Here is a 14,901-nt window from a genome sequence, read left to right on the forward strand (position 1 = left end):
GGGAGGGATTGAGATGGCACCGCGTGAGGAGAGGCTTTCCAGACGAACCATGGCCTTCGTTCTGGCCGGGGGGCGCGGCTCGCGCCTGCGGGAACTGACCGACCGCCGCGTCAAGCCGGCCGTCTATTTCGGCGGCAAGTCGCGGATCATCGACTTCGCGCTATCCAATGCGCTGAACTCGGGCATCCGCAAGATGGCGCTGGCCACGCAATACAAGGCCCACAGCCTGATCCGCCACGTCCAGCGCGGCTGGAACTTCCTGCGGGCCGAGCGCAACGAATTCCTCGACATCCTGCCCGCCTCGCAGCGCTATGACGAATCGATGTGGTATCGCGGCACGGCGGATGCGGTGGCGCAGAACATCGACATCATCGACAGCTACGGCGTCGATTACGTGCTGATCCTGGCCGGCGACCATATCTACAAGATGGATTACGAGCTGATGATCCGCCACCACGTCCAGGCGCGGGCGGATGTCACCATCGGCTGCCTGACCGTGCCGCGGGCCGAGGCCTCGGCCTTCGGCGTCATGGCGATCGACGAAAACGACGTCATCACCAGCTTCCTGGAAAAGCCCAAGGACCCGCCCGGCACCCCCGACGATCCGAATGTGACGCTGGCCTCGATGGGGATCTATGTCTTTCGCTGGGACTTCCTGCGCGACCTCCTGATCCGCGACATGCAGGACGAGAACTCCAGCCATGATTTCGGCAACGACCTGATCCCGGCCATCGTCAAGGGCGGCAAGGCCCAGGCGCATCGCTTTACCGACAGCTGCGTGCGGGCGCCGGGCGAGCCGGTCTATTGGCGCGACGTGGGCACGGTCGATGCCTTCTGGCGCGCCAATATCGACCTGACCGATTTCAACCCGGAACTGAACCTGTGGGACCGCGACTGGCCGATCTGGACCTATTCCGAGGTGGTGCCGCCGGCGAAGTTCATCCATGACGAGCCCGACCGCCGCGGCAGCGCCGTCAGCTCGCTGGTCTCGGGCGGCTGCATCATCTCGGGGACCGAGATCCGGCAGTCGCTGCTGTTCACGCAGGTTCACACCAATTCCTATGCCAGCCTGGAGGGCGCGGTGGTGCTGCCCTATGCCAATGTCGCGCGGCATGCGCGGCTGACCAATGTGGTCATTGACCGCGGCGTCAGAATCCCCGAAGGCCTGATCGTCGGCGAAGACCCCGAGGAAGACGCGAAATGGTTCCGCGTGTCCGAAGGCGGCGTCACGCTGATCACGCAGGATATGCTGGATCGAAGGGAAGCGTCTTCATGAGGGTTCTGTCCGTCGCCTCGGAATGCGTGCCGCTGGTCAAGACCGGCGGGCTGGCCGATGTTGCCGGCGCGCTGCCGGCCGCGCTGGCCGGGCAGGGCGTCGAGATGCGGACCATCCTGCCCGGCTATCCGGCCGTCCTGGCCGCGCAATCCGCAGCCGAGGCCCTGCGCCAGATCCCGGACCTGTTCGGCGGCCCGGCGCGCATCCTGCGCGGCACCCTGGGCAAGACGGTGCTTTATCTGCTGGATGCGCCGCATCTCTATGCCCGCGACGGCACGATCTATCTTGGTCCCGACGGCAAGGACTGGCCCGACAACCCGCAACGCTTCGCGGCGCTGGATCGCGCCGCCGCGCTGATCGCCGCCGAGGGGATCGAGGGCTGGCGCCCGCAGATCCTGCATCTGCACGACTGGCAGGCCGGGCTGACCCCGGTCTATCTGCTCCAGCTGGGCGTGGCCGATGTGAAGACGCTGCTGACCATCCACAACATCGCCTTCCAGGGCCTGGCGCCGGCGCATCTCTTGGGCGCTTTGCAACTGCCGGCGCATCTGTTCAATCCGCAGGGCTTCGAATACTGGGGCAAGATCTCGGCGCTGAAGGCGGGGATCGTCTTTGCCGACAAGGTCTCGACCGTCAGCCCGACCTATGCCGAGGAGCTGCTGACGCCCGCCTTCGGCATGGGGCTGGAGGGCGTGCTGGCGGACCGGGCCGGCGATTTCACCGGCATCCTGAACGGCATCGACCTGGAGGCCTGGAAGCCGCCCTATGACCAGCCCGCCGGAAAGGCGCCGCTGCGCCGGGCGCTGCGCAAGGAATTCGGCCTGCCCGAGGCGGACGGGCCGCTTTGCGTGGTGATCTCGCGCCTGACCGGGCAGAAGGGGCTGGACCTGCTGCTGGAGGCGCTGCCCACGCTCCTGGACTGCGGCGGGCAGCTCGCGGTGCTGGGCTCGGGCGACTCGGCGCTGGAATCGGCCTTTCGCAATGCGGCCGAGCGCTATCCCGGCGTCGGCCTGCGGCTGGGCTATGACGAGGCGCTGGCCCATCGCATGATCGCCGGCGGCGACGCGATCCTGGTGCCGTCGCGGTTCGAGCCCTGCGGGCTGACCCAGCTTTACGGGCTGCGCTTCGGCACGCTGCCGGTGGTGTCGCTGACCGGCGGGCTGGCCGATACGGTCATCAACGCCTCGGCCGCCGGGCTGGCGGCGGGGGTGGCGACCGGGCTGCAATTCCACCCCGTCGATGCCAGCGCCCTGTCCCGCGCGCTGCGCCGGCTTTGCGAATTGTGGCGCCAGCCCCGGGTCTGGAGCCGCATGGCGAATGCCGCCATGGCGCAGCCGGTGGGCTGGGACGCCTCGGCCGCCGCCTATGCCGAACTCTTCAGGACCATGACCCGCTGATGCCGAACCTGCGGATCCTGGCCGGACGCGCCGATCCCTTGGGCGCGACCTTCGACGGCGAGGGCGTGAATTTCGCCGCCTTCTCGCAGCATGCCACGCGGGTGACGCTGTGCCTGTTCGGTGCCGACGGCCGGACCGAGGCGCATCGGCTGGACCTGCCGGAACGCGACGGCGACGTCTGGCACGGCTATGTCCCGGGGCTGCGTCCGGGCCAGCTTTACGGGCTGCGCGCCGACGGCCCCTATGCGCCCGCCGAAGGCCACCGCTTCAACTATCACAAGCTGCTGATCGACCCCTATGCCAAGCGGCTGACCCGGCATCCGGCCTGGCACGACGCGCTGATGGGCTATACCGTGGGCGCGCCCGAGGCCGACCTCAGCTTCGACAAGCGCGACAGCGCCCGCCACATGCCGCGCTGCGTGGTTGAGGATCCGGCCTTTTCCTGGGGCACCGACCAGCCACCGCGCCACGACATCGCCGACACGGTGATCTACGAGGCGCATGTCAAGGGCCTGACCGAAGGGCATCCCGACGTGCCCCATCGCGGCACGTTCCTGGGCCTGGCCTCGGACCCGGTGATCGAGCATCTGCAACGCCTGGGCATCACCGCGCTGGAGCTGCTGCCGGCGCAGGCCTTCCTGAACGACCGCTTCCTGGTGGAAAAGGGGCTGGTGAACTATTGGGGCTACCAGACGCTGGGCTTCTTCGCCCCCGACCCGCGCTATCTGGCCAAGGGCCAGATCGCCGAGTTCCAGCACATGGTCGCCCGCATGCATGCCGCCGGCATCGAGGTCATCATGGACGTGGTCTACAACCACACCGGCGAGGGCAACGAGATGGGCCCGACGCTGAGCTTCCGCGGCCTCGACAACCGCAGCTATTACCGGCTGCAGGAGGATCCGCGCTATTACATCAACGACACCGGCACCGGCAACACGCTGAACGTGAATCACCCGATGGTATTGCGCATGGTCATGGACAGCCTGCGCTATTGGGTCGAGGTCATGCATGTCGACGGCTTCCGCTTCGATCTTTGCGCGACGCTGGGGCGGCGGGCGCGGGGCGGCTTCGACCGCAGCGCCTCGTTCTTCGACGCGATCCGGCAGGATCCGGTGCTGACCCGGGTGAAGCTGATCGCCGAGCCTTGGGACATCGGGCCGGGCGGCTATCAGCTGGGCGGCTTCCCGCCGCCCTTCCTGGAATGGAACGACAAGTATCGCGACGGCATCCGCCGCTTCTGGCGCGGCGATGCGCGGCAGGTGCCCGAGCTTGCCGACCGCATGGCAGGCTCGGCCGTGCAATTCGACCATTCCGGGCGGCCGGCGACCAGTTCGGTGAATTTCCTGACCGCGCATGACGGCTTCACGCTGATGGACGTGGTCAGCTACGACACCAAGCACAACGAGGCCAATGGCGAGGGAAACCGCGACGGCCATTCCGAGAATTTCTCGGACAACATGGGCGTCGAGGGCGCGAGCGACGATCCCGCCATCCTGGAGGCCCGCGCCCGGCGGCGGCGCAATATGCTGGCGACGCTGCTCCTGTCGCAGGGCACGCCGATGCTGCTGGCCGGCGACGAGCTTGGCAACAGCCAGCAGGGCAACAACAATGCCTATTGCCAGGACAATGCCATCGGCTGGGTCGATTGGGACGCGGCGGACCAGGGTTTCCTGGACTTCACCGCCCGGCTGATCGCCTTTCGCCGCGCCCATCCGATCCTGCGCCAGAAGCGTTTCCTGCATTCGCGCACCCGGCTGGTCGACGGCCTGCCCGACCTGTTCTGGCTGCGCCCCGATGGCGAGGAGATGACTCCCGCCGACTGGGGCAACCCCGAGTTGCGCGTGCTCTGCGCCGAACTGCGCATCGCCGCCGGCACCCCGGAATATGCGCAACGCGAGGAGGCGATCTTCCTGGTCTTCAACAATGGCGCGGCGCTGGACCTGGTGCCGCCCGATCCCCCGACGGGCTGGCGCTGGCGGCTGCACCTGGACAGCAGCCGCCCCGGCCTGGTGCCGCAGGTGGTCGGGCGCGCGCCGATGCGCATCGACGGGCATTGCGTGCTGGCCTTCGACCTCGAGCGCGACGATGACTGACGCGCGGCTGCAACTCGCGGCCCGCATGGGCGTGCTGCCGGGCTTTCACGACCTGACCGGCCAATGGCGCGAGACCTCGGTCGAAAGCGCCGTCGCGCTGCTGGCCGCCATGGGCCTGTCGGTCCCCGGCGAGCCCGAGGCGCAGGCGGCGCTGGACGCCCACGCCGACCTGCTGCCGCAGGACGTGATCTGCGAGGCCGGGGCGGCGCCCGACCTCGCCCCCGCCGCATGGCAGCTGAGCTTCGAGGACGGCACCCAGCTGGAAGGCAGCGGCGCTTTGCCCGCGCTGCCGCTGGGCATCCACCGCCTGCAGGCGGGTGGCCGCGACTTCACTCTGCTGGCCGCGCCGCCGCGCCTGCCGGAACCCGGGCGCTGCTGGGGGCTGGTCACGCCGCTTTACGGGCTCTCGGCCAGCGGCATCGGCAGCTATGACGACCTCGGCCGGCTGGCCGTGGGCATGGCCGGGCAGGGGGCGGCCTTCCTGGGCATCAACCCGGTCCATGCCGGTTTCCCGACCGTGCCCTGGCTTTTCAGTCCCTATACGCCCTCGCATCGCCGGCGGCTGAACGTGATCCATATCGCGGCCGGGCAGGGCACGCCCGGCCCGCTGGTCGATTACGCCCGCGACATTCCCGCCCGCATGGCGGCGCTGCGCGGGGAATTCGCCGCTTTCACCGGCGATCCGGCGTTCGACACCTGGCAAGCGGGTCAGGGCGAAAGCCTGCAACGCTTCGCCCTGCACCAGGCGCTGTCCGAGCGCTTCGGCGCCTTCTGGGGCGATTGGCCGGCGGCGCATGTCTCGCCCGACACGCCGGCCTCGCTGGCGGCGCGGGCGGAACTGGCCCAGGAGATGCGCTTTCACGCCTGGCTGCAATGGCGCGCCGAGACGGCCCTGGCGGCGGCGGGCCGGGCGGCGCGCGGCGCGGGCATGGCGCATGGGCTATACCTGGACCTTGCCGTCGGCACGCATCCCTTCGGCGCCGAGACCTGGGAGGATCGCGCCAGCTTCGCCTTCGGCGCCTCGCTCGGCGCGCCGCCGGACGCGTTTTCGGCCGATGGCCAAAACTGGGGGCTGGCGCCCTTCAGCCCGCTGGGGCTGCGCGCGCAGGCCTATGCGCCGCTGGCCGAGACGCTGCGGCGCCAGCTGCAATTCGCCGGCGCCCTGCGCATCGACCATATCCTGGGCTTCGAGCGCGCCTATTGGGTGCCCGAGGCCGCACCCGGCGCCTATGTCGCCATGCCGCGCGACGCCATGCTGGCGGTGGTGCGCATCGAGGCCGCCCGCGCCGGGGCCGTCATCGTCGGCGAGGACCTGGGCAATATCCCCGAGGGGCTGCGCGCCGCGCTGGCCGGCTCGGGCGTGCTGGGCTGCCGCGTGGCGATGTTCGAGCGCGAGGGCTGGCAGCCGCCCCACTTCCGCCCGGCCGAGGGTTATGACCGCGACGCCATCGCCAGCTTCTCGACCCATGACCTGCCGACCTGGCGCGGCTGGCGCCAGGGCTGCGACATCGCCGCCCGGGCCCGGCTGTCGGGTAACGACCCGGCGCCGCAACTGGCCGAGCGTGGCGCAGAGGTGGCGGGCTTCGACGCGCTGCTGCCCGACCCCGGCATGGACGCGCTGCACGGCTTCCTGGCCCGCACGCCGTCCCGGCTGGTGGCGGTGCAGGCCGAGGTGCTGCTGGACCTGGCCGAGCAGCCGAACCTGCCGGGCACCACGACGGAATATCCGAACTGGCAAATGCGCCTGCCGGTGCCGGCGGCGGATTTCGCCGCCTTGCCCAACGTGGCGCGAACTGCCAGCATCATGCGCGACAACGAACGTCAGGAGGATTCATGAGCGTTCAGACAGTGCCGACCAAGCCCATCGAGGGCCAGAAGCCCGGCACCTCGGGCCTGCGCAAGAAGACCCCGGTCTTCATGCAGCCGCATTACCTCGAGAATTTCGTCCAGGCGATCTGGAACGGCACCGGCGGCGCCCAGGGCAAGACCTATGTGCTGGGCGGCGACGGCCGCTATTTCAACGACCGCGCCGCGCAGGTTATCCTGCGCATGGCGGCGGCCTCGGGGGCGAAAAAGGTGATCGTCGGGCAGGGCGCGCTGCTCTCGACCCCGGCCGCCTCGCACCTGATCCGGCTGCGGGGGGCGGACGGCGGCCTCATCATGTCCGCCAGCCACAACCCCGGCGGCCCGGACGAGGATTTCGGCGTCAAGTACAACATGGCGAACGGCGGCCCCGCGCCCGAGGGCGTGACCGAGAAGATCTTCGAGGCGACGAAAACGCTGACCGAATACCGGATCTTCGAAACGCAGGACGTGGACCTGTCGCAGCCGGGCACGACCGCGCTGGGCGGGATGCAGATCGAGGTGGTCGACCCGGTCGCCGACTACACCGCGCTGATGCGCGAGATCTTCGACTTCGCCAAGATCCGCGCGCTGTTCGCCGGCGGCTTCCGGCTGCGCTTCGACGCCATGCATGCCGTGACCGGCCCCTATGCCAAGGCGATCCTGGAGGGAGAGCTGGGCGCCGCGCCGGGCTCGGTGGTGAACGCGGAGCCGCAGCCCGATTTCGGCGGCGGCCATCCCGACCCGAATCCGATCTGGGCCAAGCCGCTGATGGACGAGATGTTCGGGCCGGACGCGCCCGATTTCGGCGCCGCCTCGGACGGGGACGGTGACCGCAACATGATCGTCGGCCGGGGCGCCTATGTCACGCCATCGGACAGCCTGGCGGTGCTGGCGGCGAATGCGACGCTGGTGCCGGCCTATGTCGGTGGGCTGAAGGGCGTGGCGCGGTCGATGCCGACCTCGCGCGCGCTGGACCGGGTGGCCGAGAGCCTGGGCATCGCCTGCTACGAGACGCCGACCGGCTGGAAGTTCTTCGGCAACCTGCTGGATGCCGGCAAGGCCACGCTCTGCGGCGAGGAAAGCGCCGGCACCGGCTCGGACCATGTGCGGGAAAAGGACGGGCTCTGGGCGGTGCTGTTCTGGCTGAACCTGCTGGCCGAACGCAAGCAGCCGGTCGCCGAGATCATGGCCGACCATTGGGCGCGCTACGGCCGCAACTACTATTCCCGGCACGACTACGAGGCGGTGGATGCCGCGGCCGCGAACGGGCTGGTCGATGCCCTGCGCGCGCGCCTGGCCGATCTGCCCGGCCAGACCATCGCCGGGCTGCGCATCGAGGCGGCCGATGAATTCGCCTATGACGACCCGGTCGACGGCTCGCGCACCGAGCGCCAGGGCCTGCGCATCATGACCGAGGGCGGCGGGCGCATCGTGCTGCGCCTGTCCGGCACCGGCACCGAGGGCGCGACCCTGCGCGTCTATCTGGAGCGGGTCGAGACCGACCCGGCCCGGATGCAGGACGACCCGCAGCAGGCGCTGGCGGCAATCATCCGGCTGGCCGACGAACTCGCGGGCATCCGCGCCCGCACCGGCCGGGCCGAGCCCGACGTCATCACCTGAGACCGGCGGCGGCGGGAAGCATCACCCCGCTGCCAGCTCGTCCCAGCAGGCCAGCGCATGGGCGGCATACATGACGCCCGGCCCGCCGCTCATCTGCACGGCCATGGCGATCACGTCGCAAAACTCCTCGCGCGTGGCGCCGGCCTTCATCAGCGCCTCCACATGGAACAGGATGCAGGGTTCGCAGCGCTGCACCACGGCCATGCCGACCGCGATCATCTCCTTGACCTTGACCTCCAGCGCGCCGCTGTCGTGGACGGCTTTCGACAGGGCGCCGAAGCCCTTCATGGCATCGGGAATCGCCTTGCTCATCACCCGCAACTCGGCGCGCATATCGTCGATTCTGGCCTGGTAGACCATGCTTGCTCTCCTTTGCTGTCGCGAAAGGCTAGGCCGGAGGCAGGGCGTGCGGCTTGATCCAGGTCAATCAATCTGCGAATTAACGAAGATATGCAGTCAGACCCGGCGACCGCGCACCCAGGTTTCGCGCATGACCGGGATGTCATCCATCATGGCGAACCGGATCAGGTCGGCGCGCAGCCCCGGCTCCAGCCGGCCGCGGTCGGACAGCCCCGAGGCGGCGGCCGGATTGGCCGTCACCGTCGCCATGGCGCGCGGCAGGTCGTCCCAGATCCGCGCCAGGATCAGCGCCCCGGCAAGCAGGGCCGAGGGCACGTAGTCCGAACTGAGGATGTCCAGGTGCCCGGCCCGCGCCAGCTCGGCGGCCGGGACATTGCCGGAATGGCTGCCGCCCCGGATCAGGTTCGGCGCGCCCATCATGACCATGATGCCATGGGCGTGGCAGGCGGCCGCCGCCTCGGGCGTGGTGGGGAATTCCGCCAGCCGCACGCCGCGGCCGGCCGAGGTCGCGACATGCTCGGGCGTCGTGTCGTCATGGCTGGCCAGCACCGCGCCCAGCCGATGCGCGATCTGCACCGCCGCCGCCTCATGGGCGTCGCCGTGGCGGGCGCGCAGCGCCTTGAGCCGGGCGACATGCGCGGCGAATTCCGCGTCGCCGAGCTTGTATTTGCCCTGCACGTATTGCGCCAGTTTCGAGATGTCGCGGAACTGGCGCTGGCCGGGGGTGTGGTCCATCAGGCTGATGATGCCGACCCGGTCGCCGGGGCCGAATTCGTCAAGCTCGGCCAGCAGGGTCTCGGAGCAGATTTCGGCGCGCAGATGCAGCAGATGGCTGATGCGCAGCACGCCGCGCGCGCGGATCTCGGCCAGCTCATGCGCGAGCGCGCGGGCATATTTGTCGTAATCGGCATCCGGCGCCTCGTTCGGGATCGAGCCGACGCGCATGGCGTCGAAGACCGTGGTGATGCCGCAGGCCGCCAGTTCGGCATCATGGGCCAGGATGGCGCCGGCATGCGGCCAGTCGACGCCCGGACGCGGCCGCATGTGGCGTTCCAGGTTGTCGGTATGCAGCTCGACCATGCCGGAGGCCAGGAAATCGCCGGCCAGGTCGATGGCGCCGGGCGGCACGCCTTGGCCCGGGGTGATCGCCGCGATGGTGCCGCCCTGCAGGATCACGGCGCCGGGCATCACGGCGTCGGGCAGGATCAGGCGGGCATTGGCAAGGATGGTGCGGGTCATGCGGACCTTCGAGGCTGCGGTCTGCAAGGGGTGGCCGATCGGGGCGGGCGGGTCAAGCCGTCGGCTGCAGGGGGACGGCCCGGCATCGGCCGGCGGCTGGCCCGGAGAGAGGCGGCGCCCGATCCTGCGCGCCCTGCCGCCGCTCGGCCGCCGGTCCCGGGATGTCAGGCCTCGGTGGCGCGGCGCTTCGGCGCCGGTGCTGATCGGTTTGTCCCCCGCTTCGTTCGGACCTGCCCGACCTGTCCCGGCGCTTCGAACGGGGTGCCACGGCCTGGATGGCCGTCCGGCACGCCGCAAGTTGCATCGCGCGGATCCCGTCAGCCAAGGCGCCTTGGGCGGAAGCATGTCTTTCGGAAGGCGGCAAACAGTGCCGGCGCGCCTAGATCAACCCGCGCTGGAGCAGGATCCACACCGCGACGCCCCCCAGCACCAGCAGGCCCAGGACCACGCTCGCCGCCACTCCGACCGCGCCGCCTTGCAGCCGCCGGCCCTGGCCCAGCGGCCGCAGATAGCCGGTCAGCGCCCGGTGCGCATGGTCCAGCCGGGCGAAATCCACCTGCCGCGCCAGCTTCGGCTGGCCCGCCATGCGGTCGGCCTGCTGCAGGAAGCGCGCCTCGCGCCGCAGCCGGCGCGGCAGCGCGCCGCCGCGCTTGCGCAGCATGTCGCCCAGTTCCGCCTGCTGGCCGCGCCGCAGGCCGCCGAAACGGGCCGCCAGCAGGCTCGCCACCTCGTCCGCCATCGGCCGGATATCCTCGATCCCCATTGCGCGTCCCTCTTTGATGCAAGGCTAGCGCCTCTGGCGCCGCTTCGCCAGTGGCGTTAGGGTGCCGCCATGATGCTGAACATGATCGAGACAGGGGTGGATTCGAGCCTGCCGCCGGTGCTTCTGGCGCATGGGCTGTTCGGATCCGGGCGCAATCTCGGCGGGCTCGCCCGTCGGCTGGCCGAGACGCGGCGGGTGATCTCGGTCGACATGCGCAATCACGGCGACAGTTTCCACGACCCCGACCACAGCTATCCGGCACTGGCCCAGGACCTCGCCCGGGTGATCGAGGCGAGCGGCGGCAAGGCCGACGTCCTGGGCCATTCCATGGGCGGCAAGGCCGCGATGACGCTGGCGCTGACCCGGCCCGAGCGGGTGCGGCGGCTGGTGGTGATGGACATCGCCCCCTTCGCCTATGGTCACAGCCAGACCGACCTTGTCGATGCCATGCAGGCGGTGGACCTGACCGGCCTGCGGCTGCGCTCGGACGCCGATGCCCGGCTGGCCGCGCATGTTTCGGACCCGGGCGTGCGCGCCTTTCTGCTGCAATCGCTGGACCTGAAGGCCGATCCGCCGCGCTGGAAGTTCAACCTGGACGCCCTGCGCGACCAGATGCCCTTGCTGGTCGGCTGGCCCGAGATCGCGCCGGGCGGCTTTGACGGCCCCGCCTTGTTCCTGGCCGGCGCCGAATCGGACTATTGTCGCGCGCCGCAGGCCGAGGCGATCCGGCGCCATTTCCCGCAGGCCGAGATCCGCGTGATCGCGGGCGCCGGGCATTGGCTGCACGCCGACCGGCCGGCCGAGGTCGCCGCCGCCGTCGAGGCCTTCCTGGCCTGAGCGCCTCAGCCGCTGTCGCAGCGCAGCGCGACCCGTGCCTCGCCGGTGTCGCCGGGGATGCGGCTGCGCAGGCTGTTCGGGATCACCCGGCAGCCGGTGATACGCTCGACCGCCGCGACCATCAGTTCGGGCACCGGGGCGCGCTGGCTGCGGGTCAGATAGCCGAGGCGGATCACCTCGGCCTCGGTCGCTTTCTGGAAGACGGCGAAGCGGATGCCGTCCAGGGTGATGTCATGGCGCTCGGCGCCGATGAATTGCGGGGCCGGCGAGGCGCAGGCGGCGAGCAGGAAAAGCGGCAGAATCATCAGGATACGCATGCGCGCCAGATTGCACGCCAAGCCTTAACAGGAGGTTAACCGGCCGGGAACAATGTGGGACAGGGGGCGTTATGGCTTTGAACACACCATCTTTTTCTCAGGAGTGACAGATGCGCCGGATGATGAAGCTGACCCCGATCCTTGCCCTGCTGGCGCTGGCCGCCTGCGAGACCGTGCAGGGCGCTGGCCGCGACATGCAGGCCGCCGGACAGGCGGTATCGCGCGAAAGCCACGAGGTCCAGTCGCAGGGGCTGTAGCTCGCGGCTCGGACGAGCCCGCAGGCGGCCTTCCCGGCCGCCTTTTTCATGGCACCGGCGATGCACGGGCCATGCACCGCGCGTCCACCGTTCGTGCACCGTTCCCTTGGCAACAAGTTGCCGATGCGGGGGGCATTGCCCGGTCTCGCGTTTCCGTGTGCTGTCGCGCGGCGTCTCCTGCATTAGGCTGCGCCGGCATAAGCAACAAAGACCCGAGGGGCGAGATGAGCAGGATTTTCCCACTGGCCGCATTCGTGGCTGTCACCGCGATTGCCGGCTGCGAGACCATGCAGGGCGCCGGCCGCGACATGCAGACCGCCGGCGCGCTGCTGACGCAGCAAGCGGCGGAAAGCCAGACCCAGGTCGGCAGCTATGCGCCTCCGGGACCAGCGGTGACGCCGACGCCGTATTGAGCCGGGAACTCCGGCCGGCGGCAGGGATTGATCCCGTGAGCCCTGCCGCAAGAGGACGGAAACCCGATGAAGAACCCCTGGATGAGCGCCTGGCTGTCCGCGGCCAATGGCCTGATGGCCCCGGCGCGCGGCCAGATCATGGCCGAGATGCAGAAAAGCCAGCGCCAGATGCTGCTGGATTGGCAAAGGCTGTGGATCGAGAGCTGGCTGGCGCTGTGGTTTCCCGGCGCGGCCAAGGGGCGGAGATGGTAGGCTGCGCCTGTCGGGCTTTCGCGGTCGGGAGGGTCAGCCGGCCTGCTGCAGGCGCCGGGTCACCAGCCAGGTGACTGGCAGCGCCAGCACCGCGCCGGCCACGGCTGCGGCCAGGATGGATTTCCAGTCATAGAGCCCCATCGCCAGCACGGCAACAATGCCTATCCCCGCCAGCGTGGTCATGACGATCGACAACAAGAGCATGAAAAGACGGGCCATCGTGATCTCCGAACATGGTTCGGCTGAGCGATGGCACGATTCGGGCGCAGGCGCCTTGATCGGGATCATATCCCAGTTGTTAACCGACTTGCGTGACGATGGGGCATGTCGCCCTATCTCCGCCCTCGCCTGCCCGGCGTTCCGATCGTCTTCACCGTTGCCCTGGCGCAGCGCGGCAGTCGGCGGCTGGTGGGACAGGTCGATGCTTTGTGCGATGCCGTAAGGGTGACGCCGGCGGAACGGCAGTTCGAGATCGAGGCGTGGGTGGTGCTGCCGGATCACCTGCATGGCATCTGGCGCTTGCCGGAAGAGGATTGTGGTTACGGCGTCCGGTGGGGCGCGGACAAGGCGCGGTTCTCTCGGGGTTTGCCGGTGGGGCAGTTGCGCGACAGCCCTGTGGCGCGGCAGGAACGCGGCATCTGGCAGCGGCGGTTTTACGAGCATCACATCCGCAATGACGCTGATCACGCGGCGCATATGCGGTAATTGTTGGTGGAACCCGGTGAAGCATGGGTTGGTGGATCAGCCCCAGAATTGGCCGTATTCATCATTCCGCCGGGATAAAGCCGCCGGAAAGCTGGCGTAGGGTGCGTGCTTGCACGCACCGTTGCGCAAGGGATGAGGTCGGAGTGGTGCGTGCAAGCACGCACCCTACGCTTGCTACCGCTTGGCGGCAGCGTAGGGAAATAGTGGGGCAAAGCCACCCCACGCGAGCTTCAGGCCTTGACAAGCCAGATGGAGTCTATTCTTTATAAATTCTGGAGGCAAAAATGAAATTTGATGATGCACAGATAAGACAGATCTTTGGCACCGATACCGCTGAGGACGACGACCCACGGAGATTGAAGACCTATTTCTTTAAAAATAAAACCTATGAAAATATTAGAGCTGACTTGCCTTTAAGAATTTTAGTGGGCCACAAGGGCATTGGTAAAAGTGCCTTGCTCAGAATGTCTCACATTGAGGATGTTGAAAATGGCATTCTCTCTTTGGAGATCCAGCCTAATGATCTTGTGCTGAAAGACCATAGCGCCAGCAATTTCATAGAGAAGATTTCTAACTTTAAGAAGCTAATTCTGAAAGCTATTGCAGAAAAATCATTTGAGGCTTTGCAAGCAGGAAAACCGCCCACGATAAATTAAGCGGTTGCAGCATCTGCCAGAAACTTAATGACTTCATTGACTCGCTATTTTTCCGATAAAATTAATCATGATCCCGACCCTGATATAATAAACTTGCGTCAAAGCTTCTTGAGAGACAATAGGATAAGGGTATATATTGACGATCTTGATCGGGGGTGATCTGCCAGTCAAGAAGATATCCATAATATTTCTGCTCTTGTTAATGCAGCTAGAGATATTTGCAATGAGGACTCAAGAATACAGATTAGGATTGGCCTACGTAGGTGGTGTTGACAAAAGGGATTCACAGGGTGGCCTGATCGTGATTCAAGCTGGTACCTGCAATGGAGACCAGCTTGGCACGAGACCTGATGTCGGACGAGGAATGGGCGTTTCATGAGCGCTTCATTCTGGCCGTGCGCGCCCCGAACGGGCGCAAGCCCGCAAATCACCGCCTTGTTCTTGATGGGATTTTCTGGATCGCGCGGACCGGCTCTCCTTGGCGCGACCTCCCAGAAGAGTTCGGGAAGTGGTCCAGTGTCTACCGCCAGTTCCGGCGCTGGACCCTGGCGGGGTTGTGGGAGCAGATCCTCGAAGCGCTGAACGAAAGTCGGATCGTGCCGGATGCGCTCCAGATGATCGACAGCACCGTGATCCGCGCCCATCATCAGGCAGCGGGCGCAAAAGGGGGACTCCAAGACAGGGTTTTGGCCGTTCAAGAGGTGGTTTCACGACCAAGGTCCACCTGCGCGTCAATGCTGCCGGGCTGCCAATGAGGTCGGACATCACGCCGGGCCAGACATCGGACTACCTGGGCTTTGATCTGGTCATGGACGACAACCTGCCGGAGCCTTGCATCCTGCTGGCCGATCGCGGCTATGACTCCGACAAG

General features: G+C 67.7%; 16 protein-coding genes and 1 pseudogene. 12 read left to right on the plus strand and 5 right to left on the minus strand.

What is annotated here, in order from left to right; genetic code table 11:
- The first annotated feature begins 13 nt into the window (after nucleotides 1-13).
- The 5 genes from glgC to ASV56_RS01030 are packed head-to-tail and all read left to right on the plus strand — an operon-like array spanning nucleotide 14 to nucleotide 8,231.
- The gene (glgC, locus tag ASV56_RS01010) at nucleotides 14-1,276 is read left to right on the plus strand and encodes a glucose-1-phosphate adenylyltransferase (RefSeq protein ID WP_082724687.1); all 1,263 of its coding nucleotides are present in this window, start codon (nucleotides 14-16) and stop codon (nucleotides 1,274-1,276) included.
- Nucleotides 1,273-2,673, plus strand: a complete 1,401-nt coding sequence (glgA, locus tag ASV56_RS01015; protein WP_062560418.1) for a glycogen synthase GlgA — start codon at nucleotides 1,273-1,275, stop codon at nucleotides 2,671-2,673. Before glgC ends, glgA begins: the two co-directional genes overlap by 4 nt.
- Nucleotides 2,673-4,766, plus strand: coding sequence for a glycogen debranching protein GlgX (glgX, locus tag ASV56_RS01020; RefSeq protein WP_062560419.1), 2,094 nt, complete (start codon nucleotides 2,673-2,675; stop codon nucleotides 4,764-4,766). Before glgA ends, glgX begins: the two co-directional genes overlap by 1 nt.
- On the plus strand, nucleotides 4,759-6,603 hold the full coding sequence (gene malQ, locus ASV56_RS01025) for a 4-alpha-glucanotransferase (protein WP_062560420.1): 1,845 nt from the start codon (nucleotides 4,759-4,761) through the stop codon (nucleotides 6,601-6,603). Before glgX ends, malQ begins: the two co-directional genes overlap by 8 nt.
- Nucleotides 6,600-8,231 (plus strand): alpha-D-glucose phosphate-specific phosphoglucomutase, encoded by a 1,632-nt coding sequence (locus tag ASV56_RS01030; RefSeq protein WP_062560421.1) that lies wholly within the window; start codon nucleotides 6,600-6,602, stop codon nucleotides 8,229-8,231. Before malQ ends, ASV56_RS01030 begins: the two co-directional genes overlap by 4 nt.
- A gap of 21 nt (nucleotides 8,232-8,252) precedes the next feature.
- Here ASV56_RS01030 and ASV56_RS01035 read toward each other — a convergent pair whose 3' ends face one another.
- The 3 genes from ASV56_RS01035 to ASV56_RS01045 form a co-directional block, all read right to left on the minus strand.
- Complete coding sequence (locus tag ASV56_RS01035) at nucleotides 8,253-8,591, minus strand: carboxymuconolactone decarboxylase family protein (RefSeq protein ID WP_062560422.1); 339 nt, start codon at nucleotides 8,589-8,591, stop codon at nucleotides 8,253-8,255.
- A 96-nt stretch (nucleotides 8,592-8,687) separates the two neighbouring features.
- Nucleotides 8,688-9,830, minus strand: a complete 1,143-nt coding sequence (locus tag ASV56_RS01040; RefSeq protein WP_062560423.1) for an alpha-D-ribose 1-methylphosphonate 5-triphosphate diphosphatase — start codon at nucleotides 9,828-9,830, stop codon at nucleotides 8,688-8,690.
- Between the two features lie 379 nt (nucleotides 9,831-10,209).
- Nucleotides 10,210-10,593 (minus strand): hypothetical protein, encoded by a 384-nt coding sequence (locus ASV56_RS01045; protein ID WP_062560424.1) that lies wholly within the window; start codon nucleotides 10,591-10,593, stop codon nucleotides 10,210-10,212.
- 72 nt (nucleotides 10,594-10,665) lie between these two features.
- Between ASV56_RS01045 and ASV56_RS01050 the strand changes: the two genes are divergently transcribed.
- Nucleotides 10,666-11,430 carry an alpha/beta fold hydrolase gene (locus ASV56_RS01050; RefSeq protein WP_062562180.1) on the plus strand — a complete coding sequence of 255 codons (765 nt, stop codon included), beginning with the start codon at nucleotides 10,666-10,668 and terminating at the stop codon, nucleotides 11,428-11,430.
- A gap of 5 nt (nucleotides 11,431-11,435) precedes the next feature.
- On the opposite strand, the gene ASV56_RS01055 is transcribed toward ASV56_RS01050, so the two are convergent.
- Nucleotides 11,436-11,735: a hypothetical protein gene (locus tag ASV56_RS01055; RefSeq protein WP_253879806.1), complete on the minus strand. Its 300-nt coding sequence runs from the start codon at nucleotides 11,733-11,735 to the stop codon at nucleotides 11,436-11,438.
- Nucleotides 11,736-11,866: 131 nt separating this feature from the next.
- Between ASV56_RS01055 and ASV56_RS01060 the strand changes: the two genes are divergently transcribed.
- The 3 genes from ASV56_RS01060 to ASV56_RS01070 all read left to right on the plus strand — a co-directional run bounded on the left by ASV56_RS01060 (nucleotide 11,867) and on the right by ASV56_RS01070 (nucleotide 12,669).
- Nucleotides 11,867-12,004 (plus strand): entericidin A/B family lipoprotein, encoded by a 138-nt coding sequence (locus ASV56_RS01060; RefSeq protein ID WP_018000300.1) that lies wholly within the window; start codon nucleotides 11,867-11,869, stop codon nucleotides 12,002-12,004.
- A 224-nt stretch (nucleotides 12,005-12,228) separates the two neighbouring features.
- Entirely contained in the window at nucleotides 12,229-12,417 is a 189-nt protein-coding gene (locus tag ASV56_RS01065; protein ID WP_062560426.1) for an entericidin A/B family lipoprotein, read from the plus strand.
- 66 nt (nucleotides 12,418-12,483) lie between these two features.
- On the plus strand, nucleotides 12,484-12,669 hold the full coding sequence (locus ASV56_RS01070) for a hypothetical protein (protein ID WP_062560427.1): 186 nt from the start codon (nucleotides 12,484-12,486) through the stop codon (nucleotides 12,667-12,669).
- A 33-nt stretch (nucleotides 12,670-12,702) separates the two neighbouring features.
- Here the strand turns inward: ASV56_RS01070 and ASV56_RS01075 are convergent, their stop codons facing one another.
- Complete coding sequence (locus ASV56_RS01075; RefSeq protein WP_062562181.1) at nucleotides 12,703-12,888, minus strand: hypothetical protein; 186 nt, start codon at nucleotides 12,886-12,888, stop codon at nucleotides 12,703-12,705.
- A 105-nt stretch (nucleotides 12,889-12,993) separates the two neighbouring features.
- Between ASV56_RS01075 and ASV56_RS01080 the strand changes: the two genes are divergently transcribed.
- The 3 genes and pseudogenes from ASV56_RS01080 to ASV56_RS01085 all read left to right on the plus strand — a co-directional run.
- A complete protein-coding gene (locus ASV56_RS01080) occupies nucleotides 12,994-13,374 on the plus strand; it encodes an REP-associated tyrosine transposase (protein WP_253879808.1) in 381 nt (126 codons plus the stop codon).
- Nucleotides 13,375-13,658: 284 nt separating this feature from the next.
- Nucleotides 13,659-14,030, plus strand: a complete 372-nt coding sequence (locus tag ASV56_RS23335; RefSeq protein ID WP_156429037.1) for an ORC-CDC6 family AAA ATPase — start codon at nucleotides 13,659-13,661, stop codon at nucleotides 14,028-14,030.
- Between the two features lie 323 nt (nucleotides 14,031-14,353).
- Nucleotides 14,354-14,901, plus strand: a pseudogene (locus tag ASV56_RS01085) (IS5 family transposase); the annotation flags it as partial.

This window comes from Paracoccus aminovorans (genome assembly GCF_001546115.1).
GTDB classification, from domain to species: Bacteria; Pseudomonadota; Alphaproteobacteria; order Rhodobacterales; family Rhodobacteraceae; genus Paracoccus; species Paracoccus aminovorans_B.

Excerpts from the sequence above, each read along its gene's own strand:
- ASV56_RS01050 (WP_062562180.1), top strand. The coding sequence starts at position 10,666 with ATGCTGAACATGATCGAGACAGGGGTGGATTCGAGCCTGCCGCCGGTG.
- glgC (WP_082724687.1), top strand. The coding sequence starts at position 14 with ATGGCACCGCGTGAGGAGAGGCTTTCCAGACGAACCATGGCCTTCGTT.
- ASV56_RS01035 (WP_062560422.1), bottom strand. The coding sequence starts at position 8,591 with ATGGTCTACCAGGCCAGAATCGACGATATGCGCGCCGAGTTGCGGGTG.
- ASV56_RS01065 (WP_062560426.1), top strand. The coding sequence starts at position 12,229 with ATGAGCAGGATTTTCCCACTGGCCGCATTCGTGGCTGTCACCGCGATT.
- ASV56_RS23335 (WP_156429037.1), top strand. The coding sequence starts at position 13,659 with ATGAAATTTGATGATGCACAGATAAGACAGATCTTTGGCACCGATACC.
- ASV56_RS01045 (WP_062560424.1), bottom strand. The coding sequence starts at position 10,593 with ATGGGGATCGAGGATATCCGGCCGATGGCGGACGAGGTGGCGAGCCTG.
- ASV56_RS01030 (WP_062560421.1), top strand. The coding sequence starts at position 6,600 with ATGAGCGTTCAGACAGTGCCGACCAAGCCCATCGAGGGCCAGAAGCCC.
- malQ (WP_062560420.1), top strand. The coding sequence starts at position 4,759 with ATGACTGACGCGCGGCTGCAACTCGCGGCCCGCATGGGCGTGCTGCCG.
- ASV56_RS01070 (WP_062560427.1), top strand. The coding sequence starts at position 12,484 with ATGAAGAACCCCTGGATGAGCGCCTGGCTGTCCGCGGCCAATGGCCTG.
- ASV56_RS01040 (WP_062560423.1), bottom strand. The coding sequence starts at position 9,830 with ATGACCCGCACCATCCTTGCCAATGCCCGCCTGATCCTGCCCGACGCC.
- ASV56_RS01060 (WP_018000300.1), top strand. The coding sequence starts at position 11,867 with ATGATGAAGCTGACCCCGATCCTTGCCCTGCTGGCGCTGGCCGCCTGC.
- ASV56_RS01080 (WP_253879808.1), top strand. The coding sequence starts at position 12,994 with ATGTCGCCCTATCTCCGCCCTCGCCTGCCCGGCGTTCCGATCGTCTTC.
- glgX (WP_062560419.1), top strand. The coding sequence starts at position 2,673 with ATGCCGAACCTGCGGATCCTGGCCGGACGCGCCGATCCCTTGGGCGCG.
- ASV56_RS01055 (WP_253879806.1), bottom strand. The coding sequence starts at position 11,735 with ATGATTCTGCCGCTTTTCCTGCTCGCCGCCTGCGCCTCGCCGGCCCCG.
- ASV56_RS01075 (WP_062562181.1), bottom strand. The coding sequence starts at position 12,888 with ATGGCCCGTCTTTTCATGCTCTTGTTGTCGATCGTCATGACCACGCTG.
- glgA (WP_062560418.1), top strand. The coding sequence starts at position 1,273 with ATGAGGGTTCTGTCCGTCGCCTCGGAATGCGTGCCGCTGGTCAAGACC.